Origin of the sequence: Rhizobium sp. PP-CC-3G-465 (genome assembly GCF_004343445.1) — a bacterium.
Lineage (GTDB): Bacteria > Pseudomonadota > Alphaproteobacteria > Rhizobiales > Rhizobiaceae > Ferranicluibacter > Ferranicluibacter rubi.
Genome location: NZ_SLYH01000001.1, coordinates 1,009,232 through 1,026,463 on the forward strand (window position 1 = coordinate 1,009,232; position 17,232 = coordinate 1,026,463).

18 protein-coding genes and 1 tRNA gene are annotated in these 17,232 nt (G+C 62.2%); 14 read left to right on the plus strand and 5 right to left on the minus strand.

What is annotated here, in order from left to right:
- Positions 1-13: 13 nt before the first annotated feature.
- Complete coding sequence (locus C8J33_RS04665; RefSeq protein ID WP_092936201.1) at positions 14-526, plus strand: GNAT family N-acetyltransferase; 513 nt, start codon at positions 14-16, stop codon at positions 524-526.
- A 76-nt stretch (positions 527-602) separates the two neighbouring features.
- Positions 603-1,076 (plus strand): DUF1203 domain-containing protein, encoded by a 474-nt coding sequence (locus C8J33_RS04670; protein ID WP_132663306.1) that lies wholly within the window; start codon positions 603-605, stop codon positions 1,074-1,076.
- A gap of 4 nt (positions 1,077-1,080) precedes the next feature.
- On the opposite strand, the gene C8J33_RS04675 is transcribed toward C8J33_RS04670, so the two are convergent.
- Together C8J33_RS04675 and ilvA are read right to left on the minus strand one after the other, a co-directional pair.
- Complete coding sequence (locus tag C8J33_RS04675) at positions 1,081-1,395, minus strand: HlyU family transcriptional regulator (RefSeq protein WP_132663307.1); 315 nt, start codon at positions 1,393-1,395, stop codon at positions 1,081-1,083.
- A 48-nt stretch (positions 1,396-1,443) separates the two neighbouring features.
- On the minus strand, positions 1,444-2,697 hold the full coding sequence (gene ilvA, locus C8J33_RS04680; protein ID WP_132447258.1) for a threonine ammonia-lyase: 1,254 nt from the start codon (positions 2,695-2,697) through the stop codon (positions 1,444-1,446).
- A 231-nt stretch (positions 2,698-2,928) separates the two neighbouring features.
- Between ilvA and C8J33_RS04685 the strand changes: the two genes are divergently transcribed.
- Positions 2,929-3,531 carry a hypothetical protein gene (locus tag C8J33_RS04685; protein ID WP_132663308.1) on the plus strand — a complete coding sequence of 201 codons (603 nt, stop codon included), beginning with the start codon at positions 2,929-2,931 and terminating at the stop codon, positions 3,529-3,531.
- Positions 3,528-4,256, plus strand: a complete 729-nt coding sequence (locus tag C8J33_RS04690; RefSeq protein WP_245507057.1) for an HAD family hydrolase — start codon at positions 3,528-3,530, stop codon at positions 4,254-4,256. The genes C8J33_RS04685 and C8J33_RS04690 overlap by 4 nt, the downstream gene beginning before the upstream one ends.
- A 60-nt stretch (positions 4,257-4,316) precedes the next feature.
- Here C8J33_RS04690 and C8J33_RS04695 read toward each other — a convergent pair whose 3' ends face one another.
- Positions 4,317-5,069 (minus strand): competence/damage-inducible protein A, encoded by a 753-nt coding sequence (locus tag C8J33_RS04695; RefSeq protein ID WP_110730949.1) that lies wholly within the window; start codon positions 5,067-5,069, stop codon positions 4,317-4,319.
- A 153-nt stretch (positions 5,070-5,222) separates the two neighbouring features.
- Here C8J33_RS04695 and wrbA point away from each other — a divergent pair, with 153 nt between their 5' ends.
- The 3 genes from wrbA (at position 5,223) to C8J33_RS04710 (ending at position 6,893) form a co-directional block, all read left to right on the plus strand.
- Entirely contained in the window at positions 5,223-5,822 is a 600-nt protein-coding gene (gene wrbA, locus C8J33_RS04700; RefSeq protein ID WP_062467978.1) for an NAD(P)H:quinone oxidoreductase, read from the plus strand.
- 160 nt (positions 5,823-5,982) lie between these two features.
- Entirely contained in the window at positions 5,983-6,468 is a 486-nt protein-coding gene (locus C8J33_RS04705; RefSeq protein ID WP_132664452.1) for a DMT family transporter, read from the plus strand.
- Positions 6,465-6,893, plus strand: a complete 429-nt coding sequence (locus C8J33_RS04710) for a DMT family transporter (RefSeq protein WP_132663309.1) — start codon at positions 6,465-6,467, stop codon at positions 6,891-6,893. Before C8J33_RS04705 ends, C8J33_RS04710 begins: the two co-directional genes overlap by 4 nt.
- Before the next feature lie 12 nt (positions 6,894-6,905).
- Here the strand turns inward: C8J33_RS04710 and C8J33_RS04715 are convergent, their stop codons facing one another.
- Positions 6,906-7,961, minus strand: coding sequence for a metallophosphoesterase (locus C8J33_RS04715; protein ID WP_245507132.1), 1,056 nt, complete (start codon positions 7,959-7,961; stop codon positions 6,906-6,908).
- A 228-nt stretch (positions 7,962-8,189) separates the two neighbouring features.
- Here C8J33_RS04715 and C8J33_RS04720 point away from each other — a divergent pair, with 228 nt between their 5' ends.
- The 7 genes from C8J33_RS04720 (at position 8,190) to C8J33_RS04745 (ending at position 16,334) form a co-directional block, all read left to right on the plus strand.
- A complete protein-coding gene (locus C8J33_RS04720; RefSeq protein ID WP_132663311.1) occupies positions 8,190-8,435 on the plus strand; it encodes a DUF2188 domain-containing protein in 246 nt (81 codons plus the stop codon).
- 55 nt (positions 8,436-8,490) lie between these two features.
- Complete coding sequence (locus C8J33_RS26940; RefSeq protein ID WP_165929730.1) at positions 8,491-8,640, plus strand: hypothetical protein; 150 nt, start codon at positions 8,491-8,493, stop codon at positions 8,638-8,640.
- Between the two features lie 5 nt (positions 8,641-8,645).
- A tRNA-Leu gene (locus tag C8J33_RS04725) sits at positions 8,646-8,730 on the plus strand.
- A gap of 103 nt (positions 8,731-8,833) precedes the next feature.
- Positions 8,834-9,331, plus strand: coding sequence for a xanthine phosphoribosyltransferase (gene gpt / locus C8J33_RS04730; RefSeq protein ID WP_092933679.1), 498 nt, complete (start codon positions 8,834-8,836; stop codon positions 9,329-9,331).
- A gap of 653 nt (positions 9,332-9,984) precedes the next feature.
- A complete protein-coding gene (locus C8J33_RS04735; RefSeq protein WP_132663312.1) occupies positions 9,985-13,809 on the plus strand; it encodes a vitamin B12-dependent ribonucleotide reductase in 3,825 nt (1,274 codons plus the stop codon).
- A gap of 242 nt (positions 13,810-14,051) precedes the next feature.
- Positions 14,052-14,300, plus strand: coding sequence for a hypothetical protein (locus C8J33_RS04740; protein WP_245507133.1), 249 nt, complete (start codon positions 14,052-14,054; stop codon positions 14,298-14,300).
- Positions 14,301-14,513: 213 nt separating this feature from the next.
- Complete coding sequence (locus tag C8J33_RS04745; RefSeq protein WP_132663314.1) at positions 14,514-16,334, plus strand: methyl-accepting chemotaxis protein; 1,821 nt, start codon at positions 14,514-14,516, stop codon at positions 16,332-16,334.
- Between the two features lie 7 nt (positions 16,335-16,341).
- On the opposite strand, the gene C8J33_RS04750 is transcribed toward C8J33_RS04745, so the two are convergent.
- Entirely contained in the window at positions 16,342-17,205 is an 864-nt protein-coding gene (locus C8J33_RS04750) for a DMT family transporter (RefSeq protein WP_132663315.1), read from the minus strand.
- Positions 17,206-17,232 lie beyond the last annotated feature (27 nt).

Consider the following 17,232-nt stretch of genomic DNA (forward strand, 5'->3'; position numbering starts at 1 on the left):
CACCGAACTGGAGATGACGGCAGCGCCGAAGCAGAGCCTGCCGTTTCCGGTCAATATCCAGACGGCGCTGATGCGTGTGGTTGATATCCCGCCCGCCTATTACCGGTTCCTCTATCTGCAGGTCGGCCGCCGCTGGCATTGGGTCGATCGCCTGCGTCTCGACGACGAGGCCCTGACTGCGGTTCTGCACGACAAACGCAATTGCGTAACCGTGCTCTACGTCAACGGCGCCCCGGCCGGCTTCTTCGAAGTCCTGCATGTGGATGACGACACTGTCGAATTGACGCATTTCGGTCTCTTCGAGCGTGCTCTCGGCCTCGGCCTTGGCAAGTGGTTCCTGTTGCAGGCGCTCTATGGCTGTTGGAGCTATGGCCCGAAGGTGGTCAAGGTCCAGACGAACAATCTCGACCACCCTCGCGCCATTCAGCTCTACCAGCGATTCGGCTTCTCCCCCGTCGCGACGCGAGAAGGCGAGCTCGTGCCGCTGACCGAAGACGAAATGCTCGACCTCGTTCGGAAGCTCTGACGGCAAACCGTCCGGAAACGGGTGTCGGCAGCGCGTCTGTCTCGTCATGATCCTTGCAATCAGCAAGGAGACCATCATGACGAAGATCCGCTTTACCGCCATGCCGACCGACGATGCGATGCATATCTGGAACGGTGGTGCCGACGCTTACGGCCTCACGCCGGAACGCTTCGTATCGGATGGCGACGGCAACCCGTGCCGGCATTGCCTTGAACATATCGCAGGCGACGAGCCTGCCCTGCTCTTTGCCTACCGTGCGTTTCCAACGCCGCAGGCCTTTGCGGAGACAGGGCCGATCTTCCTGCATGCCGCGCCCTGCACGCGCTATGCCGCGGAGGAATGCCTGCCGCCGATCCTGAGTAGTCCGGATTACATCGTCAGGGGCTATGATCACGCGGATCGGATCGTCTACGGGTCAGGCGCGGTCACGCCGACGACCGACATCATCAACCGAGCATCTGATATTCTGGAGCGGCTGGACATCGCCTATGTGCATGTGCGCTCGTCGCGCAACAATTGCTATCACTGCCGGATAGACCGCGCGGCCTGACGGGTCAGACCTGCCGGGCGGCAGCGCCGTCCGAGAACAGCGAGGGGCCGTTTTCGTCGATGATCTGATGCGCTTTGCGCATGGCCGCAGACGAGGCTTCGTCCGTTGACGAGAACATGTCGGCACGGATGAAGCTGCGCGACAGTTTCTGACCGCCGACCTCTTTCTCGATGACGCCGGACAGCCTGTACTGGCTGCCCTCCTTCATCGGCGTCGCCCGGATCAGGCAATCGCCATAGGCTTCGGTTGAGCCGGAGGCGGCTTCAGGAGCGGTGTCGGACGAGGAGCGGCCGAAAAGACGGGAGAAAAACGATGCCATGGAAAAGATTTAGCCTCCTCTCCCGTCGTTGTCAAAGTCCGTAAACGATCAGATGACGAGGTTCGACAGGATATCGTTGTCGGTGATGTCCTGATATTTCAGGCCTGCTGCATCGAAGGCCATCATCAGCCTGGGGAAGTTTTCAGGTCGCTTGGTTTCGATGCCGATGAGGATCGAGCCGAAGTTGCGCGCGGACTTCTTCAAATATTCGAAGCGGGCGATATCGTCTTCCTCACCGAGCAGGCCGAGAAAATCTTTCAGCGCGCCGGGCCGCTGCGCCATGCGCAGAATGTAGTACTTCTTCAGCCCGAGATGCCGCATCGCGCGTTCCTTGACGTCGGGCAGGCGCTCGAAGTCGAAATTGCCGCCGGAGACGACGGCCACGATGGTCTTTCCGGCAAGCTGCGCCGCGTCCAGTTCGGCAAGCGCGGTGATAGCAAGGGCGCCTGCCGGCTCCAGCACGACACCCTCGAGGTTGAGCATCTCGGTGATGGTTACGCAGATCGCGTTTTCGGGCAGAAGAAGCGTTTGGCTTGCCGAAAAGTGCTTCAGGCGCTCGAAGTTCAAGTCGCCGATGCGGCCGACGGCGGCGCCGTCCACAAAATTATCGACCTGCTCCAGCGTCACCACGGCGCCCGTTTCCAGGCTGCGCTTGAGGCTCGGAGCACCTTCCGGCTCGCAGAAGACGAAGCCGTTCGGATCGACTTGATCTGCGAAATAGCCGGTCATGCCGGCGGAAAGGCCGCCACCGCCGACCGGCATGATCACCATGTCGGGCACGACGCCTTCGGGCAATTGAGTCGCGACCTCCGCGGCGACGGTCGCCTGCCCCTCGATGATATCGGCATGGTCGAAGGGCGGCACCATCATGCCGCCGGTCGCCTCCACATGATCTCGCGCGGCCTTGTAGCACTGGTCGAAAATGTCGCCGACGAGCTTGATGGTGATGAACGGACCGCCGAACATGCGCGTCTTGTCGATCTTCTGCTGCGGCGTCGTCACCGGCATGAACACGATGCCTTCGACGCCGAAATGGCGGCAGACGAACGCGAAGCCCTGGGCGTGATTGCCGGCGGATGCGCAGACGAAGATCCGGTCCCGCACACCGGCCGCAATGGCCTTGCGGAAGAAGTTGAACGCGCCACGGATCTTGTAGGAGCGAACGGGCGAGAGATCCTCGCGCTTGAGGTAGATCTTCGCGCCGTATCGGGCGCTCAGGTGATCGTTGAACTGCAAGGGCGTTTCGGGAAAGAGATCGCGCAGCGCCAGCGCTGCCGTGTCCACATCCTGCGTGAAGCTCATCGTTCTGTCCTTGCTGTTCCCGGCGCATTCGCGATGGAATCCCGCCCGACGACACCCGTCTCTGTGCAGGATGCTATGCCACAGACCGCTCGCGGATGCCATGCGGCGGAAAGGTCGCTCGACGAGGCTTGACTCGCTCCCGCAAATTGCGAAACTTCGTGCGAGGTCAGGCAGTTATGCCGGGTGGCGTCGGTTGGATGATGCCGCTGAAGCTTTGGGAGAGTGGGGGAAATGCAGTCGATTTTCAAAACGGCGCGAGCGTTCGGTCTTGCGACACTGGTTCTGGGCATCCTGCCTGTCGGCGGCGCTCTCGCCGGCCCGTTGGTGGATGCCGCCACCCGTGCCGAGCAGATGGCCACCGCCGGCGATGTTGCGGGTGCCCGCACGGCCATCCGGAATGCCGTCAGCGACTTCTCGGCCGGCCTGCCTTTCGCCGTGGGCACGGCAACCTTCGTGGCGAGCGACCCATCCGGCTTCGGCATGTTCGAGCCGCGCCCCAACAGCATCTTCAAGCCGGGCGAAAAGATCGTAGCCTATTTAGAACCCATGGGGCTGACCTGGAAGCCGGCGCAAGTGCCTGACAAGATGGAGACACGATTCACGGTCGATTTCGACCTGCTGGATGCCGGCGGCACCGTTCTCGGCAGCCAGAAGGCCTTCGGAAACTTTACCTTCACCGGCGTCAGCAAGAACGCGGAAATCTTCGCGACCCTGACGCTGGATGTCAGCGAAGCGCCCGTCGGCAGCTACGTGCTGCGCTATCACCTCGATGACACGAATTCCGGAAGGACGGCGGCGGTCGATCTGCCCTTCTCGATCGCGGCCGCGCCTTGACGATCGTTGCAAGCTCGTCGCTTTCGGATACCGGCCCGCTGCTGGTCGGGTTCGATGCGGACGATACCCTGTGGCAGAACGAGCAGTTCTACCGCCTGACAGAGGAGGCTTTCGCCGCGCTTCTTGCGGATCACTGCGAGGCCGCTGTTCTTTCGGAACGCCTGCTGGCGGCAGAGCGGCGCAATCTCGCGCTCTACGGCTTCGGCATCAAGGGCTTCACCCTGTCGATGATCGAGACGGCGCTGGAACTGACAGACAGCGAACTGCCCGGACATGTCGTCGGCCGCATTCTGGAGATCGGCCGCGAGATGCTGCGCCACCCGGTGGACCTGCTGCCGTCGGCGCGCGAGACACTGGACGCGCTCGCCGGCCGGTACAGGCTGGTCCTGATCACGAAGGGCGACCTGTTCGATCATGAACGCAAGCTCGCAGCATCCGGCCTCGGGCCGTTCTTCGACGGCATCGAGATCGTGAGCGACAAGACGGAAGGCATCTACAGAGGCATCTTCGCCCGGCACGGCATGGAGCCGGGCCGCTGCGCCATGATCGGAAACTCGCTGAAATCCGATATCCTGCCGGTTCTTGGCGCTGGCGCATCCGCCATCTTCATTCCGCACGACCTGACATGGATTCACGAACATGCGGAGACGCCCGACGACAATCCGCGGTTTTTCCAGGCGGCGGATCTCTCCGCCGTGCCCGGGATTCTCGCGACGATGGGCTAGGCATGTCCAGGCGAAGCGTCTTCGCTTCGCCTTCGGGACAATGCTGTCGAAAGAAGAGGTCTACGTCCGCCGGCTCGCCGCGATGCCGTCCAGCATCGCCCTCACATCGGCTTCCGCTGCGACCAAAATAGCCGCGTCTCGGGCGCGGATGACGAGTTCCGTCGAGAAGGACGTTCCGTCGAACTTCGGATAGGAGCCGATACTCGTCTCCGGATGCGCCTTCTGGACCTCGCCCAGGGGGCCGCCGATATCACCTTCGCCGAACGGCGACTGGACGGAGCGGGAGAGCACTGTGGCCCCGGTCTTCAGGGTTGGCAGGACGGCTTCGAGCATCGCCTGGAACACCTGCGGTACGCCGGCCATGACATGGACATTGCCGATGACGAAGCCCGGAGCCGTGGAGACGGCATTCGGGATATGGGTCGAGCCGTTCGGCATGCGCGCCATGCGACGGCGCGCTTCGGTGAACTCCATGTTGCGGCGGGCATACATGTCGCCCAGCAGCGTCATGGCTTCGGGGTCGTGGATGCACTCGACGCCAAAGGCGCGAGACACGGCATCGGCCGTGATATCGTCGTGGGTCGGGCCGATGCCGCCGGATGTGAAGACGTAGTCGTAATGGCCGCGAAGGCCGTTCAGCGCGGCAACGATCGCCTCCTCGTCATCGGCGACGATTCGCACCTCCTTCAGATCGATGCCGGAGATCGTCAGGAGATCGGCGAGATGGCCGATGTTCTTGTCCTTGGTCCGGCCGGAAAGAAGCTCGTCGCCGATGGCCAGCATGGCGGCCGTTACGATCGTGTCCGTGGTCATCGTGCATGTCCTTGTCAAAACGCGCATCGTTCATCCCGAACGGTGCATTGTCAATATTAGTGAACAGTCTGTTATCCCAAGCGTTTCTGACAGCGCCCGCTCGACGTGGTAAAGCGGCGCTAAGCAATGACGCCCATCCTTGAGGAGATCACGATGGCAAAAGTTCTGGTTCTCTACTACTCGGCCTATGGTCACATCGAAGCCATGGCCTATGCGGTCGCGGAAGGTGCGAAGGCAGAAGGTGCCGACGTCGTCGTGAAGCGCGTGCCGGAACTCGTTCCCGATGATGTCGCCAAGGCATCGCATTACAAGATGGATCAGGCCGCACCGATTGCAACGGCGGCGGAACTGGCCGATTATGACGCGATCATCTTCGGCTGCGGAACCCGTTACGGCGGATTCGCATCGCAGATGCGCAACTTCATCGATCAGACCGGCGGCCTGTGGTTCTCCGGCGCGCTGGTCGGCAAGGTCGGCTCGGCCTTCACCTCCTCCGCCACCCAGCATGGCGGCCAGGAATCGACGCTTCTCTCCTTCATCCCCACCCTTCTGCATCATGGCATGGTCGTCGTCGGCCTGCCCTATGCCTTCCAAGGCCAGATGGGCCTTGAGGAAATCAAGGGCGGCACGCCTTACGGCGCGTCCACGATCACCGGCGGCGACGGCTCGCGTATGCCCTCCGAGGTCGAACTCGAAGGTGCGCGCTTCCAGGGCGCTCACGTCGCCAAGATCGCGGCCAAGCTGACCGCCTGATCGAACAGCCTCCCAAGGCGTTGCGAAGGCCGTCCGCAGTGTCCTGCGGACGGCCTTTTGTGTTTTCGTCCGAAACCGGAATAGCGATGATCGGGCTTGCGCGACTCTGAGGGATCGCAGACGTATGGCGCATCCGCATCGCCTTTCCGGGACCGTCATGATATCCACCTCACCCAGCGACAACCCGCGTCCTCTCGTCTTCCTCGCCGCCTTTGCGACCGGCGGATTGCTGACGCTGATGGTGCATTTCAACGGCGAGCTCGCCCGCTACGGCAACCCGCTCTTTTCCTCCTGGACGGCGCATGGCACCGGCACGATCGCCGCCCTCGTCTTTCTCGGCCTTCTCTACCGGCGCGGCCGCGTGAAACCGGTAGGGCAGCCTCCGGCGCCGCTCTGGGCCTATCTCGGCGGTATCTCCGGCGCTGCGACGGTCATGCTGACCTCCACCGCCGTGAACTCGCCGCTGGCCCTTGCCGGTACGCTGGCGCTCGGCCTGTCGGGACAGGCGATTTTCAGCCTCGCAGCGGATCACTGGGGTCTGTTCGGGCTGGCAAAGCGGCGGTTGACGATCCGCAATCTTGGCGCCCTTGCGCTTATTCTGGCCGGAAGCGCTCTCATCATCCTCGAAGGACGGAGTGCCGCATGATCGTGGCGATTCTTCTTGCCTGCTCGGCCGGCGTTCTCATCGGCATCAGCCGCCAGATCAACGGACGGCTGAGCCTGTCGACTTCTCCGCTGATCGCTTCCTTCTGGAACCACATCGTCGGCTTCGCCTTCCTGACGGTTCTCGGCCTCATCCTCGGCGACCTGCTGCCGGCCGGTGCCGCACAGGTGCCGTGGTACGACTATCTCGGCGGGCCGATCGGCGTCGTCTTCGTCGCTGCAGGGAGCTGGGTCATCGCGCGGATCGGCGCTGTCAACACCGCCCTGATGATGATCGGCGGGCAGATGGTGTCGGGCGTCGTCCTCGACCTCGCTCTGTCGGTCCCGACGGCTCTCGGGCCGACGGCGCTCGGCGTCGTCCTGGTGCTGGCCGGTATCGCGCTGTCGCAGGGCAAGCGACGGGCGTGAGAGGTGCGCCTGCTACTTATCCGCAAGGCTTTTCGAGAAGGCGGTCGTGAACGTTACCCCGCCCTGATCGTCTGAAGCTTCCCCGAGGACCACATCCATGGCCGTATCGGTCACTCGGACGACTGCGAAGCCGCCCTTGAAGGCTGCTTTCGGCTTGAAAACGTCGATGCCGCCAGCCTTGTAGGCCATCGGCGTATCGTGCTCGTGGCCGTGGAAGATACCGATGACGTTGTACCCCTTGAGCGTGTCCAGAAGTGCGGCACGTTCGGCCTCGCTCCACCAGTGCGGGTCGCCCGTTCCCTGATCGTCGAAGGTCTCGTGACCGGCATCCCAGCGCTCGATCGAAAACGTGTCCCATCCGTAATGCTGGAACAGCACCACGGGCCGGCCGTCCGCCGCTGCGGTGGCCAGATCCTTCTTCAGCCAGTCCAGCCCGCTGACGGCACCCTTCCGGTCGTCGCCGCCGAAGCGCTGGAGCTGCACGAGATGCAACCGGCCCCAGTTCCAGGAGTAGTTGTCCGAATCGACATCGTAGTTGTCGGCGGGAATGGACGGCGTGAAGAAGACGCTCGGGCGATGGTTGACCTCGACGTAGTCGCGAAGCTCCCGCCGGTACCAGTCCGGATGGCTCGGCGGGCCATCCTGATCGAGATCGTGATTTCCGAGCCCCACATAGACCGGCATATGCACATGCTGCGCGTCCGTGCCTTGCGCATAGCGCTGGCTGAACTGGCGCAGCTGCCACCCCTCGCCCGGCACCGCGACCTGCCCGCCGCCATCATCGGTAATGTCCCCGCCCATGACGAGACCGGCGGGTTCGCCGAGCAGCCGGCCAGCGCCGACAAGCCCGCTCGACGTTCCCGCGACCGTCGCAGGCCAGACCTGCATGGGAAGAGCGTTCAACGCCCGGATATGCCGCAGCAGAGCCGCATCCGTCTTGCCCTCTTGCTCGCAATCCGGCGACAGGCCTTCCGCCATGCGGCAAGCATGGACATCGGTGGCGAAGACGAAGGTCACATCCGTGGGTGCCTGCTGCGCCAGCGCCGGAGAGGAAACCAGCAGGATCATCACCAAGGTGATACAAGGCAAACCAACTTGCCCGCCAAAACCATCTCCGCCGGAATACCGCATCGTCATCCCCTCCCCAGCCTTTCGCCACGCGCTGTGGAGCCACTGCTAGCACGAACCTTTGCCGGCGCAAAAGCTGGAGGTCTTGCCTCACGGGAACGATCGCCGCCCGTTGCCCGTTACCCCGGCAGGCAAGAACCGCCTCAACAGCAAGTTAGGGAGACAAGCATGGTCAAGGTCGTTTACGAGATCGTCGAACACGACGGCGGGTGGGCCTACAAGGTCGGAGACGTCTTCTCGGAAAGCTTTCCGACGCATGAGCATGCTTTACGCGCTGCAAAGGCTGCGGCCGCCGAGCAACAGGTCGGCGGATCGGACGAAGAGATCAGCTTTCAGGACGCCTCCGGCCAGTGGCATGATGAACATGCCAGTGGAGGAGATCGCCCGCAAGCCGTCGTCGAGGACAAAGGATAAAGGTCGAAGGAATGGCGCCTCTCTCTTTAAGGGAGAGAGGCTAAAGGACTGGGTCATGAAAATCGTCGATATGCGGATCGACAGTCTCTCTATCGCCCACGGGTTGCGTGCCTGCAACGAGAAGCTGTTATTAAGCTTTACGGGAACGGTTAATCCCGAGGCGCTCCGGCTTGACGAACTCTTCCGGTTATCGGAAAGACTGTAGCCATTGCGGACGTGGCGAAATTGGTAGACGCAAGAGACTTAAAATCTCTCGGGTAATTCCGTACGGGTTCGACCCCCGTCGTCCGCACCAGTCTTTGCCGTGGGTGAACGTCATCCCCTTCTTGAAAATGTCCGGGCTTTGCCGCAAAACCACTTTTTGCGTCAGATACGCCTAAACACGCTCGGAGCCCGCCATGTCCCTTCCTGAAAAAGCCTTTCCCGTTTCCTGGGACCAGTTCCACCGCGATGCGCGCGCGCTTGCCTGGCGCTTGGCGGATCAGGGAGTGGAATGGAAGGCGATCGTCTGCATCACGCGTGGTGGACTGGTACCTGCAGCAATCATTTCGCGGGAATTGAACATCCGGATGATCGAGACGGTCTGCGTCGCGTCCTATCATGACTATTCGTCTCAGGGTCAGATGGAGGTCATCAAGGCGATCTCCGAGGAGATCCGTGCCGATGGCGGCGAGCGCGTGCTGATCGTCGACGATCTCACGGACACCGGCAAGACAGCCGCGATCGTGCGGGCCATGCTGCCGAAAGCGCATTTTGCAGCCGTCTATGCCAAGCCGAAGGGGCGTCCGCAGGTCGATACGTTCGTGACCGAGGTCAGCCAGGATACGTGGATCTATTTTCCGTGGGACATGGGCTTTTCCTATCAGGAGCCGATCGCCAAGGGATCGCGCGGGTAAACCGACGCCGGTAACAGGCTGTGAAGCTTGCGCGTATCGACGGGGCTCGGGGGCGGTGCATACGCCCTCGACGCCCCGTTCTTCGTTAACGCCGCGCCCGGCAATGCGTGGCTTTTATGACACCATGTTGACCGAGACGGATGATCTCAACAAGTTTTTGTCCACAAGTTTTCATGGAACGAACGGCCCAATCGGTAAGTGCCGACCACAAGTGACTGATTTCCTTAGGTCACTCAGTTTCTTCCTATTTCCACAAGATATAGTCGGCAGTGGACGACAAGACGCAAGCCCTTGACGGTGCCACCGGACTCGCGGTTAATCATAATCGAGACTGGCATGAGGCCAGACGACGGCCCAGGCGGCGGCTTGCCCCGGACTGCGCCATCATCCTGAACTTGTTGGAGATCCTGCCTTCACGGCGGGAACGCGTGTTGAAAAATGAGCTGTCAGAATAAAATCACGCTTGCGGGACCAGCAAACAGCTCGATAATTTTATCTACATCTGGTAGATTGAGAACCTAGAGAACACCATATATCGGATTCCATGATTGGCATCCATCGAAACGCACCACCGACCGGCAATGTCGCGGCTCGGAAGGACTTTTTGCGTGCCTGAGAAGCGCATGCCACGGACAGAATAAGGATCGGGACAGATGCAGATCGAACGTCGCTTTACCAAGGCGGGCCAATCGGCCTATGCAGACATCGCATTCCGCAAGGCGGTGAGCGAGATCAAGAACCCGGACGGTTCCATCGTCTTTCGGCTTGCCGATATCGACGTTCCCACCCAGTTCAGCCAGGTCGCAGCCGACATTCTGGCTCAGAAGTATTTCCGCAAGGCCGGCGTTCCCGCGCGCCTGAAGAAGGTCGAGGAGAACTCGGTTCCCTCGTGGCTGTGGCGTTCGGTCGCCGACGAGGCTGCCCTGAAGAACCTCCCGAAGGACGAGCAATACGGCTCGGAAACCGATGCCCGGCAGGTCTTTGATCGCCTTGCCGGAACTTGGACCTATTGGGGCTGGAAGGGCAACTACTTCGCCTCCGAAGACGCTGCCCTCGCCTTCCGCGACGAGCTTGCCTACATGCTGGCGACCCAGCGCGTGGCACCGAACTCGCCACAGTGGTTCAACACCGGCCTGCATTGGGCCTATGGCATCGACGGCCCCGGCCAGGGTCATTTCTACGTCGATCCCTTCACGGGCAAGCTTGTCAAGTCGAAGTCGTCCTACGAGCATCCGCAGCCGCATGCCTGCTTCATCCAGTCGGTCGGTGACGATCTCGTCAACGAAGGCGGCATCATGGACCTGTGGGTGCGCGAAGCGCGCCTCTTCAAGTACGGTTCCGGCACCGGCTCCAACTTCTCCTACCTGCGCGGCGAAGGCGAAAAGCTTTCGGGCGGCGGCAAGTCCTCCGGCCTGATGAGCTTCCTCAAGATCGGCGATCGCGCGGCCGGCGCCATCAAGTCGGGTGGCACCACGCGTCGCGCCGCCAAGATGGTCGTCGTTGATATCGATCATCCCGATATCGAAGACTACATCAACTGGAAGGTGAAAGAGGAGCAGAAGGTCGCGGCTCTCGTCACCGGTTCCAAGATCGTCGCTCAGCACCTCAAGGCCATCATGAAGGCCTGCGTGAATTGCGAAGGTCCGGATGGCGCCTGCTACGACCCGAACGAGAACCCTGCCCTGAAGCGCGAGATCAAGGCTGCCAAGAAGAACCAGGTTCCGGAAAACTACATCCAGCGCGTCATCCAGTTCGCCCGTCAGGGCTATAAGGATATCGACTTCAAGACCTATGACACGGACTGGGATTCGGAAGCCTACCTCACGGTCTCCGGCCAGAACTCCAACAACTCCGTTTCGCTGCGCGACGACTTCCTCAAGGCTGTCGAGGCCGACGGCGACTGGAACCTGACCGCCCGCAAGGACGGCCGCGTCATGAAGACGCTGAAGGCGCGCGACCTGTGGGAAAGCATTTCCTACGCCGCCTGGGCATCGGCCGATCCGGGCCTGCACTTCAACACGACCATGAACGACTGGCACACCTGCCCGGCCGCCGGCTCCATCCGTGCATCCAACCCGTGCTCGGAATACATGTTCCTGGACGATACGGCCTGCAACCTTGCCTCGCTCAACCTGTTGCAGTTCAAGGACCAGACCACCAAGAACATCGACATCGCCGATTACGAACATGCCGTCCGCCTCTGGACGGTCGTGCTTGAAATCTCGGTGATGATGGCGCAGTTCCCGTCGAAGGAAATTGCAGAGCGCTCCTACGAATACCGCACGCTCGGGCTCGGCTATGCCAATATCGGCGGCCTGCTGATGTCGTCCGGCATTCCCTATGACAGCAAGGAAGGCCGTGCGATCGCCGGGGCCCTCACCGCCGTCATGACAGGCGTTTCCTATGCGACCTCGGCCGAAATCGCCGCCAAGCTCGGTCCGTTCCCCGGCTTCAAGCCGAACCGCGACAACATGCTGCGCGTCATCCGCAACCATGCCCGCGCCGCCCGTGGCGAAGCGAACGGCTATGAAGGCCTGTCGGTCGCGCCTGTGCCGCTGGTTCATTCCGAGTGCCCGGACCAGACGCTGATCACGCATGCCGTTGCCGCATGGGAGAAGGCTCTGTCGCTCGGCGAGCAGCATGGCTACCGCAATGCCCAGGTTTCCGTCATCGCGCCGACCGGCACGATCGGTCTCGTCATGGATTGCGACACCACCGGCATCGAGCCCGATTTCGCTCTGGTGAAGTTCAAGAAGCTTGCCGGCGGCGGCTACTTCAAAATCATCAACCGTGCCGTTCCCGAGGCCCTGCGCACGCTTGGCTATTCGGAAAGCCAGATCGCCGAGATCGAGGCCTATGCCGTCGGTCATGGCAACATCAACCAGGCGCCGGCCGTCAACCCCGGCTCGCTGCGGGCCAAGGGCTTCACGGACGACAAGATCGAGGCGATCAACGGCGCGACGAAGGCAGCCTTCGACATCAAGTTCGTCTTCAACCAGTGGACGCTCGGCGTCGATTTCCTGAAGAACACGCTGAAGGTCAGCGACGAGCAGCTCGCCGACATCAGCTTCAATCTGCTGGAGCACATCGGCTTCTCCCGCAAGGAAATCGAAGCGGCCAACGTGCATGTCTGCGGCGCGATGACGCTGGAAGGCGCGCCGTTCCTGAAGGACGAGCACCTGCCGGTGTTCGACTGCGCCAACCCCTGCGGCAAGATCGGCAAGCGCTACCTCTCGGTCGATAGCCACATCCGCATGATGGCGGCCGCTCAGCCGTTCATCTCCGGGGCGATCTCCAAGACGATCAACATGCCGAACGAGGCGACCGTCGAGGACTGCAAGAACGCCTACATGCTGTCCTGGAAGCTCGCGCTGAAGGCCAACGCTCTCTATCGCGACGGCTCCAAGCTCTCGCAGCCGCTGAACGCCTTGCTGATCGAGGACGAAGAGGACGAGGATGCTCTGGAAACGCTGATCCAGCAGCCGGTGGCCGCTCAGGCCGTGACGGTCACGGAAAAGATCGTCGAGCGCGTGATCGAGCGGATCACCCGCGAGCGCGAAAAGCTGCCGAACCGCCGTCAGGGTTATACCCAGAAGGCGATCGTTGGCGGGCACAAGGTCTATCTGCGCACCGGCGAATTCGGCGACGGCCGGATCGGCGAGATCTTCATCGACATGCACAAGGAAGGTGCTGCCTTCCGTGCGATGATGAACAACTTCGCCATCTCCATCTCGCTGGGGCTCCAGTACGGCGTGCCGCTCGAGGAGTTCGTGGAGGCCTTCACCTTCACGAAGTTCGAGCCGGCCGGCATGGTGCAGGGCAACGACGCGATCAAGAACGCGACGTCGATCCTCGACTATGTGTTCCGCGAACTTGCCGTCTCCTATCTCGGCCGTCACGACCTTGCGCATGTCGATACGTCCGACTTCGGCAACACGGCACTCGGCAAGGGCATTCAGGAAGGCAAGACCAACCTGCTCTCGACCGGCTGGACCCGCGGCCACAAGCCGACGCTCGTCTCCGGCACGACAACCGGTGCCGGCATCGACCGCGCAAACAGCGAGCCCAAGGGATCGGCAACGACGACCCCTGCCCGCAGCGCGTCGCCAAGTGGCACAGTGACCCCGTTTGCAGGCTCCGCCGCCCGCAAGCTGGAGCCGGCAACGTCGATCTCCACGTCGGAAGTCGTCGCCTTCAAGCGCGACTACGAGGAACGGATCGCCGAAATCGTCGAGCAGGTCACAACCGAAGTTGCCGAGCCACCACGCGACGTCACCGCTCTCTTCTCCGACAAGGCCGCTGCGGAAGCTGCCGCTGCAAAGTCGGATGCCAAGAAGCGCGAAACCGAACGCCGCATGCGCTCGATCGCACAGGGCTACACCGGCAACATGTGCTCGGAATGCCAGAACTTCACGATGGTCCGCAACGGCACCTGCGAGAAGTGCGACACCTGCGGCGCGACCAGCGGCTGCAGCTGAGCGAATTGGGTCCGTTAAACGGCCCGGTCCGGTAACGACCACCACAACACGGACAACCCGCCGATGGCAGCATCGGCGGGTTTTTTCGTTGCTGCGGTTGGCTGCTTCCGAGCGATCGACTTGGGAACAGGCGAGGCCGGTGAGGGTTTCGTCATGACCGAACGACGGAGCGACCCTTGACCACTTCCTATCCTCATACGCCGGATGGCCGATACTTCGTGGTCCGGGGCCGTCTGTGGCGGATGAGCAGTCCCGACCTTACCGAGGACGATCGCGCCAGGCTGGTGTCGGAGCTCATGTCCGCGCGAAGGGCGGTTCGCGATGCGGGCGAGGATCGCGCAGGGATGGCTGAGGCGCGGCATCGGGTCGAGGCGGCGAAGGTGGCGTTGGGTGAACGGGGGCCCGCTTGGTGGACGGATGGCGCGCCTGACTATAATCGCCATCTCGTCAAAAACACGCCTTACGCCGACTGGTTCTCTGACTTGAAATAAAAGCGAAGTACACCCTTAGGCAGCACTATCGAACGGTTCCGTGGCGCCGTTTGTTTCCAGCGGAAAGCCCTAGGGTGCAATCGCGCAAGAAACCCTAGAATTGGTGTTTTTACCTCTGAACATTCACGAAGTTTTAGAGCGCGCGGCTCATCACTGATCCAAAGCATGGATCGCGGCGGCTGGCGTCTGCGCATGCGCAGTCGTGGAGCCCACATGTCGAGCCTGACAATTTCTCGCTTGCTGGTAGTGTTCGGAGTCGTCGTCACGGGCGGTCTCGTTGCCTCTATCGGATTGCAGACGATGACCCTGCAGGAACTCAAGGTCGGTGGACCCGTCTATACCGGGATCGCCAATGGCAAGGATCTTGTGGCCGACATTCTCCCGCCGCCGCTCTACGCTCTGGAAGCCTACATGCTGGCGAACGAGACCATGGCGCACCCGGAACGCGCCGGTTCCAACCTCGAAAAAATGAAGGCGCTCCGCGCTGATTTCGACGCGCGCAAGGCGTTCTGGGTGTCGGCGGACCTCGACAAGACGCTTCGGGCCGGCCTGGCCGATCAGGTCGTTGCCAGTGGCGAGGCGTTCTGGGCGATGGCCACGGTTTTCGAAGAGGCCAAAGTCCGCGGGGAAACGGCGGACCTTCAACCCGTCATGGACGCCTTCTATGTTCATGACGCAAAGGTTCGTGACCTGGCAAAAATGGCGACCGCGACGCTGGAGACGGCCGTGGCGAAGGCCGACAGTGCCGGAACCGAATATACGATGATCGGCGCGCTCAGCAGTGCTGCATCCGTTCTTCTCTTTCTCGCCGGCCTCTGGTTCGTCCGGCGTCGGGCCATCACACCGCTCGTCGAGATCGGCAGCGCCATGAGCGTGCTTTCCGGCGGCGACTACACGGCAGAGGTTCCGTTTGCCAAGCGCACGGACGAGATCGGCGCCATGGCGCGCGCCCTCACAGTCTTCCGTGCGGGCGCGATCGAGCGCCAGCAAATGCGTGCGGCCGCCGAACAGGATCGGTCCCTGTCGGAAGCCCAGCGTCTCGAACAGCAGCGCCATCGCGAGCGGGAAGCCGAGGAACTGCGCACCGTTGTGGAAACGCTTGGTGCCGGTCTCGGACGGCTTGCAGATTGCAATATTCGCAGCCCGCTCGACCAGCCTTTCGCTGACCGCTTCGAGCCGCTTCGCCTCGATTTCAATCAGTCGCTCGCAACCTTCCAGCTGACGTTGGAGCAGGTTCTCGGCAAGACATCCGAGCTTTCCGGCAATGCAAGCGAGATGTACCAGGCGGCAGACGAGCTTTCCAAGCGTACCGAGCAGCAGGCGGCAGCGCTGGAACAGACATCCGCGGCCCTCGACGAAGTCACCGCCACCGTCAAATCCTCGGCCGACCGAGCTGCGGAAACGCGCAGCCTCGTCGGCGCGGCCAACCAAAGCGCGACATCCTCGGGCCAGATCGTGCGGGATGCGGTCGAGGCGATGCGGCGCATCGATGCGTCGTCGAACCAGATCGGACAGATCATCCATGTGATCGACGAGATCGCTTTCCAGACCAACCTGCTCGCCCTCAACGCCGGGGTCGAGGCGGCGCGCGCGGGGGATGCCGGCCGCGGATTTGCCGTCGTCGCACAGGAGGTTCGCGAACTCGCACAGCGCTCGGCCGCCGCCGCCAAGGATATCAATGCGCTGATCCGAACATCCTCAGGCGATGTGTCCGACGGCGTGCGGCTGGTCGACCAGACGGGTCGCGCGCTCGCAGAGATCGCACAATATGTGATGGAGATCGACACCAAGGTCGAAGCGATCACGACAGGCTCGAAAGAGCAGTCCGTAGGACTGCTGGAGATCAGCATAGCCGTGAACGCGATCGACCAGATGACCCAGAAGAACGCGGCCATGGTCGAGGAGACAACAGCCATCAGTAGCAACCTTGCCTCAGATGCGACGGCGCTGTCGGCGATCGTCAATCGGTTCCAGCTCAATCCCGGCAGGCAGGGCGCTGCACCGGCGGTCGCCACGCGGCATAGGGCCGCGTAGGCCGCCTTCAGCGCCCGAAGCGACGCGCGCCGAAGACACAGAGGATAACGCAGACGGTGATACCGAGCATGCCCGCTGTTACCGGCTCGTGCAGAAGGGTCGCCGCCAGTGCCAGCGCGAAAAAGGGTTGCAGCAATTGCAACTGGCCGACGGCGGCGATGCCGCCTTGGGACAGCCCGCGATACCAGAAGATGAACCCGATCAGCATGCTGAACAGCGAAACATAGGCAAGCCCGAAAAGGGCCGGCGGCTCGATGCCGGCAAAGCTTGCGGGCATGGTGAACAAGGCCAGGCAGAGCATCGGCGGGAGCGAGAGAACGAGTGCCCAGGAAATGACCTGCCAGCCGCCGAGGGTCCGCGACAACTTTCCCCCTTCGGCATAGCCGAGGCCGCAGACGATGACCGCCACAAGCATCAGGAGGTCGCCGAGCGGGGACGCGCTCAGCCCCTGCGCCAGTGCATAGCCGGCAACAAGCGTGCTTCCCAGGAGAGAGAAGAGCCAGAAGGCGGGTTTCGGCCGTTCACCACCCCGGATGACGCCGAAAATGGCGGTCGCCAGCGGCAGCAGCCCGATGAAGACGATCGAGTGTGCGGATGTGACGTGCTGTAGCGCCAGCGCGGTCAGCAGGGGGAAACCGACGACGACGCCCAGCGCGACGATCACCAGGGAGGCGATTTCACGCGGTGTCGGCCATTTCTGGCGCAGCAGCAGCAGAAGCCCGAGCGCCAGCAGGCCCGCGATTGCCGCACGGGCGACCGTGAGGAAGACGGGATCGAACTGCATCACGGCGAGGCGTGTGGCGGGCAGCGATCCGCTGAAGATCAACACGCCGATCATTCCATTCAGCCATCCGGCAGTTCCCCTATCCATTACGCACCCCTTCGACAAGCCTGTCCT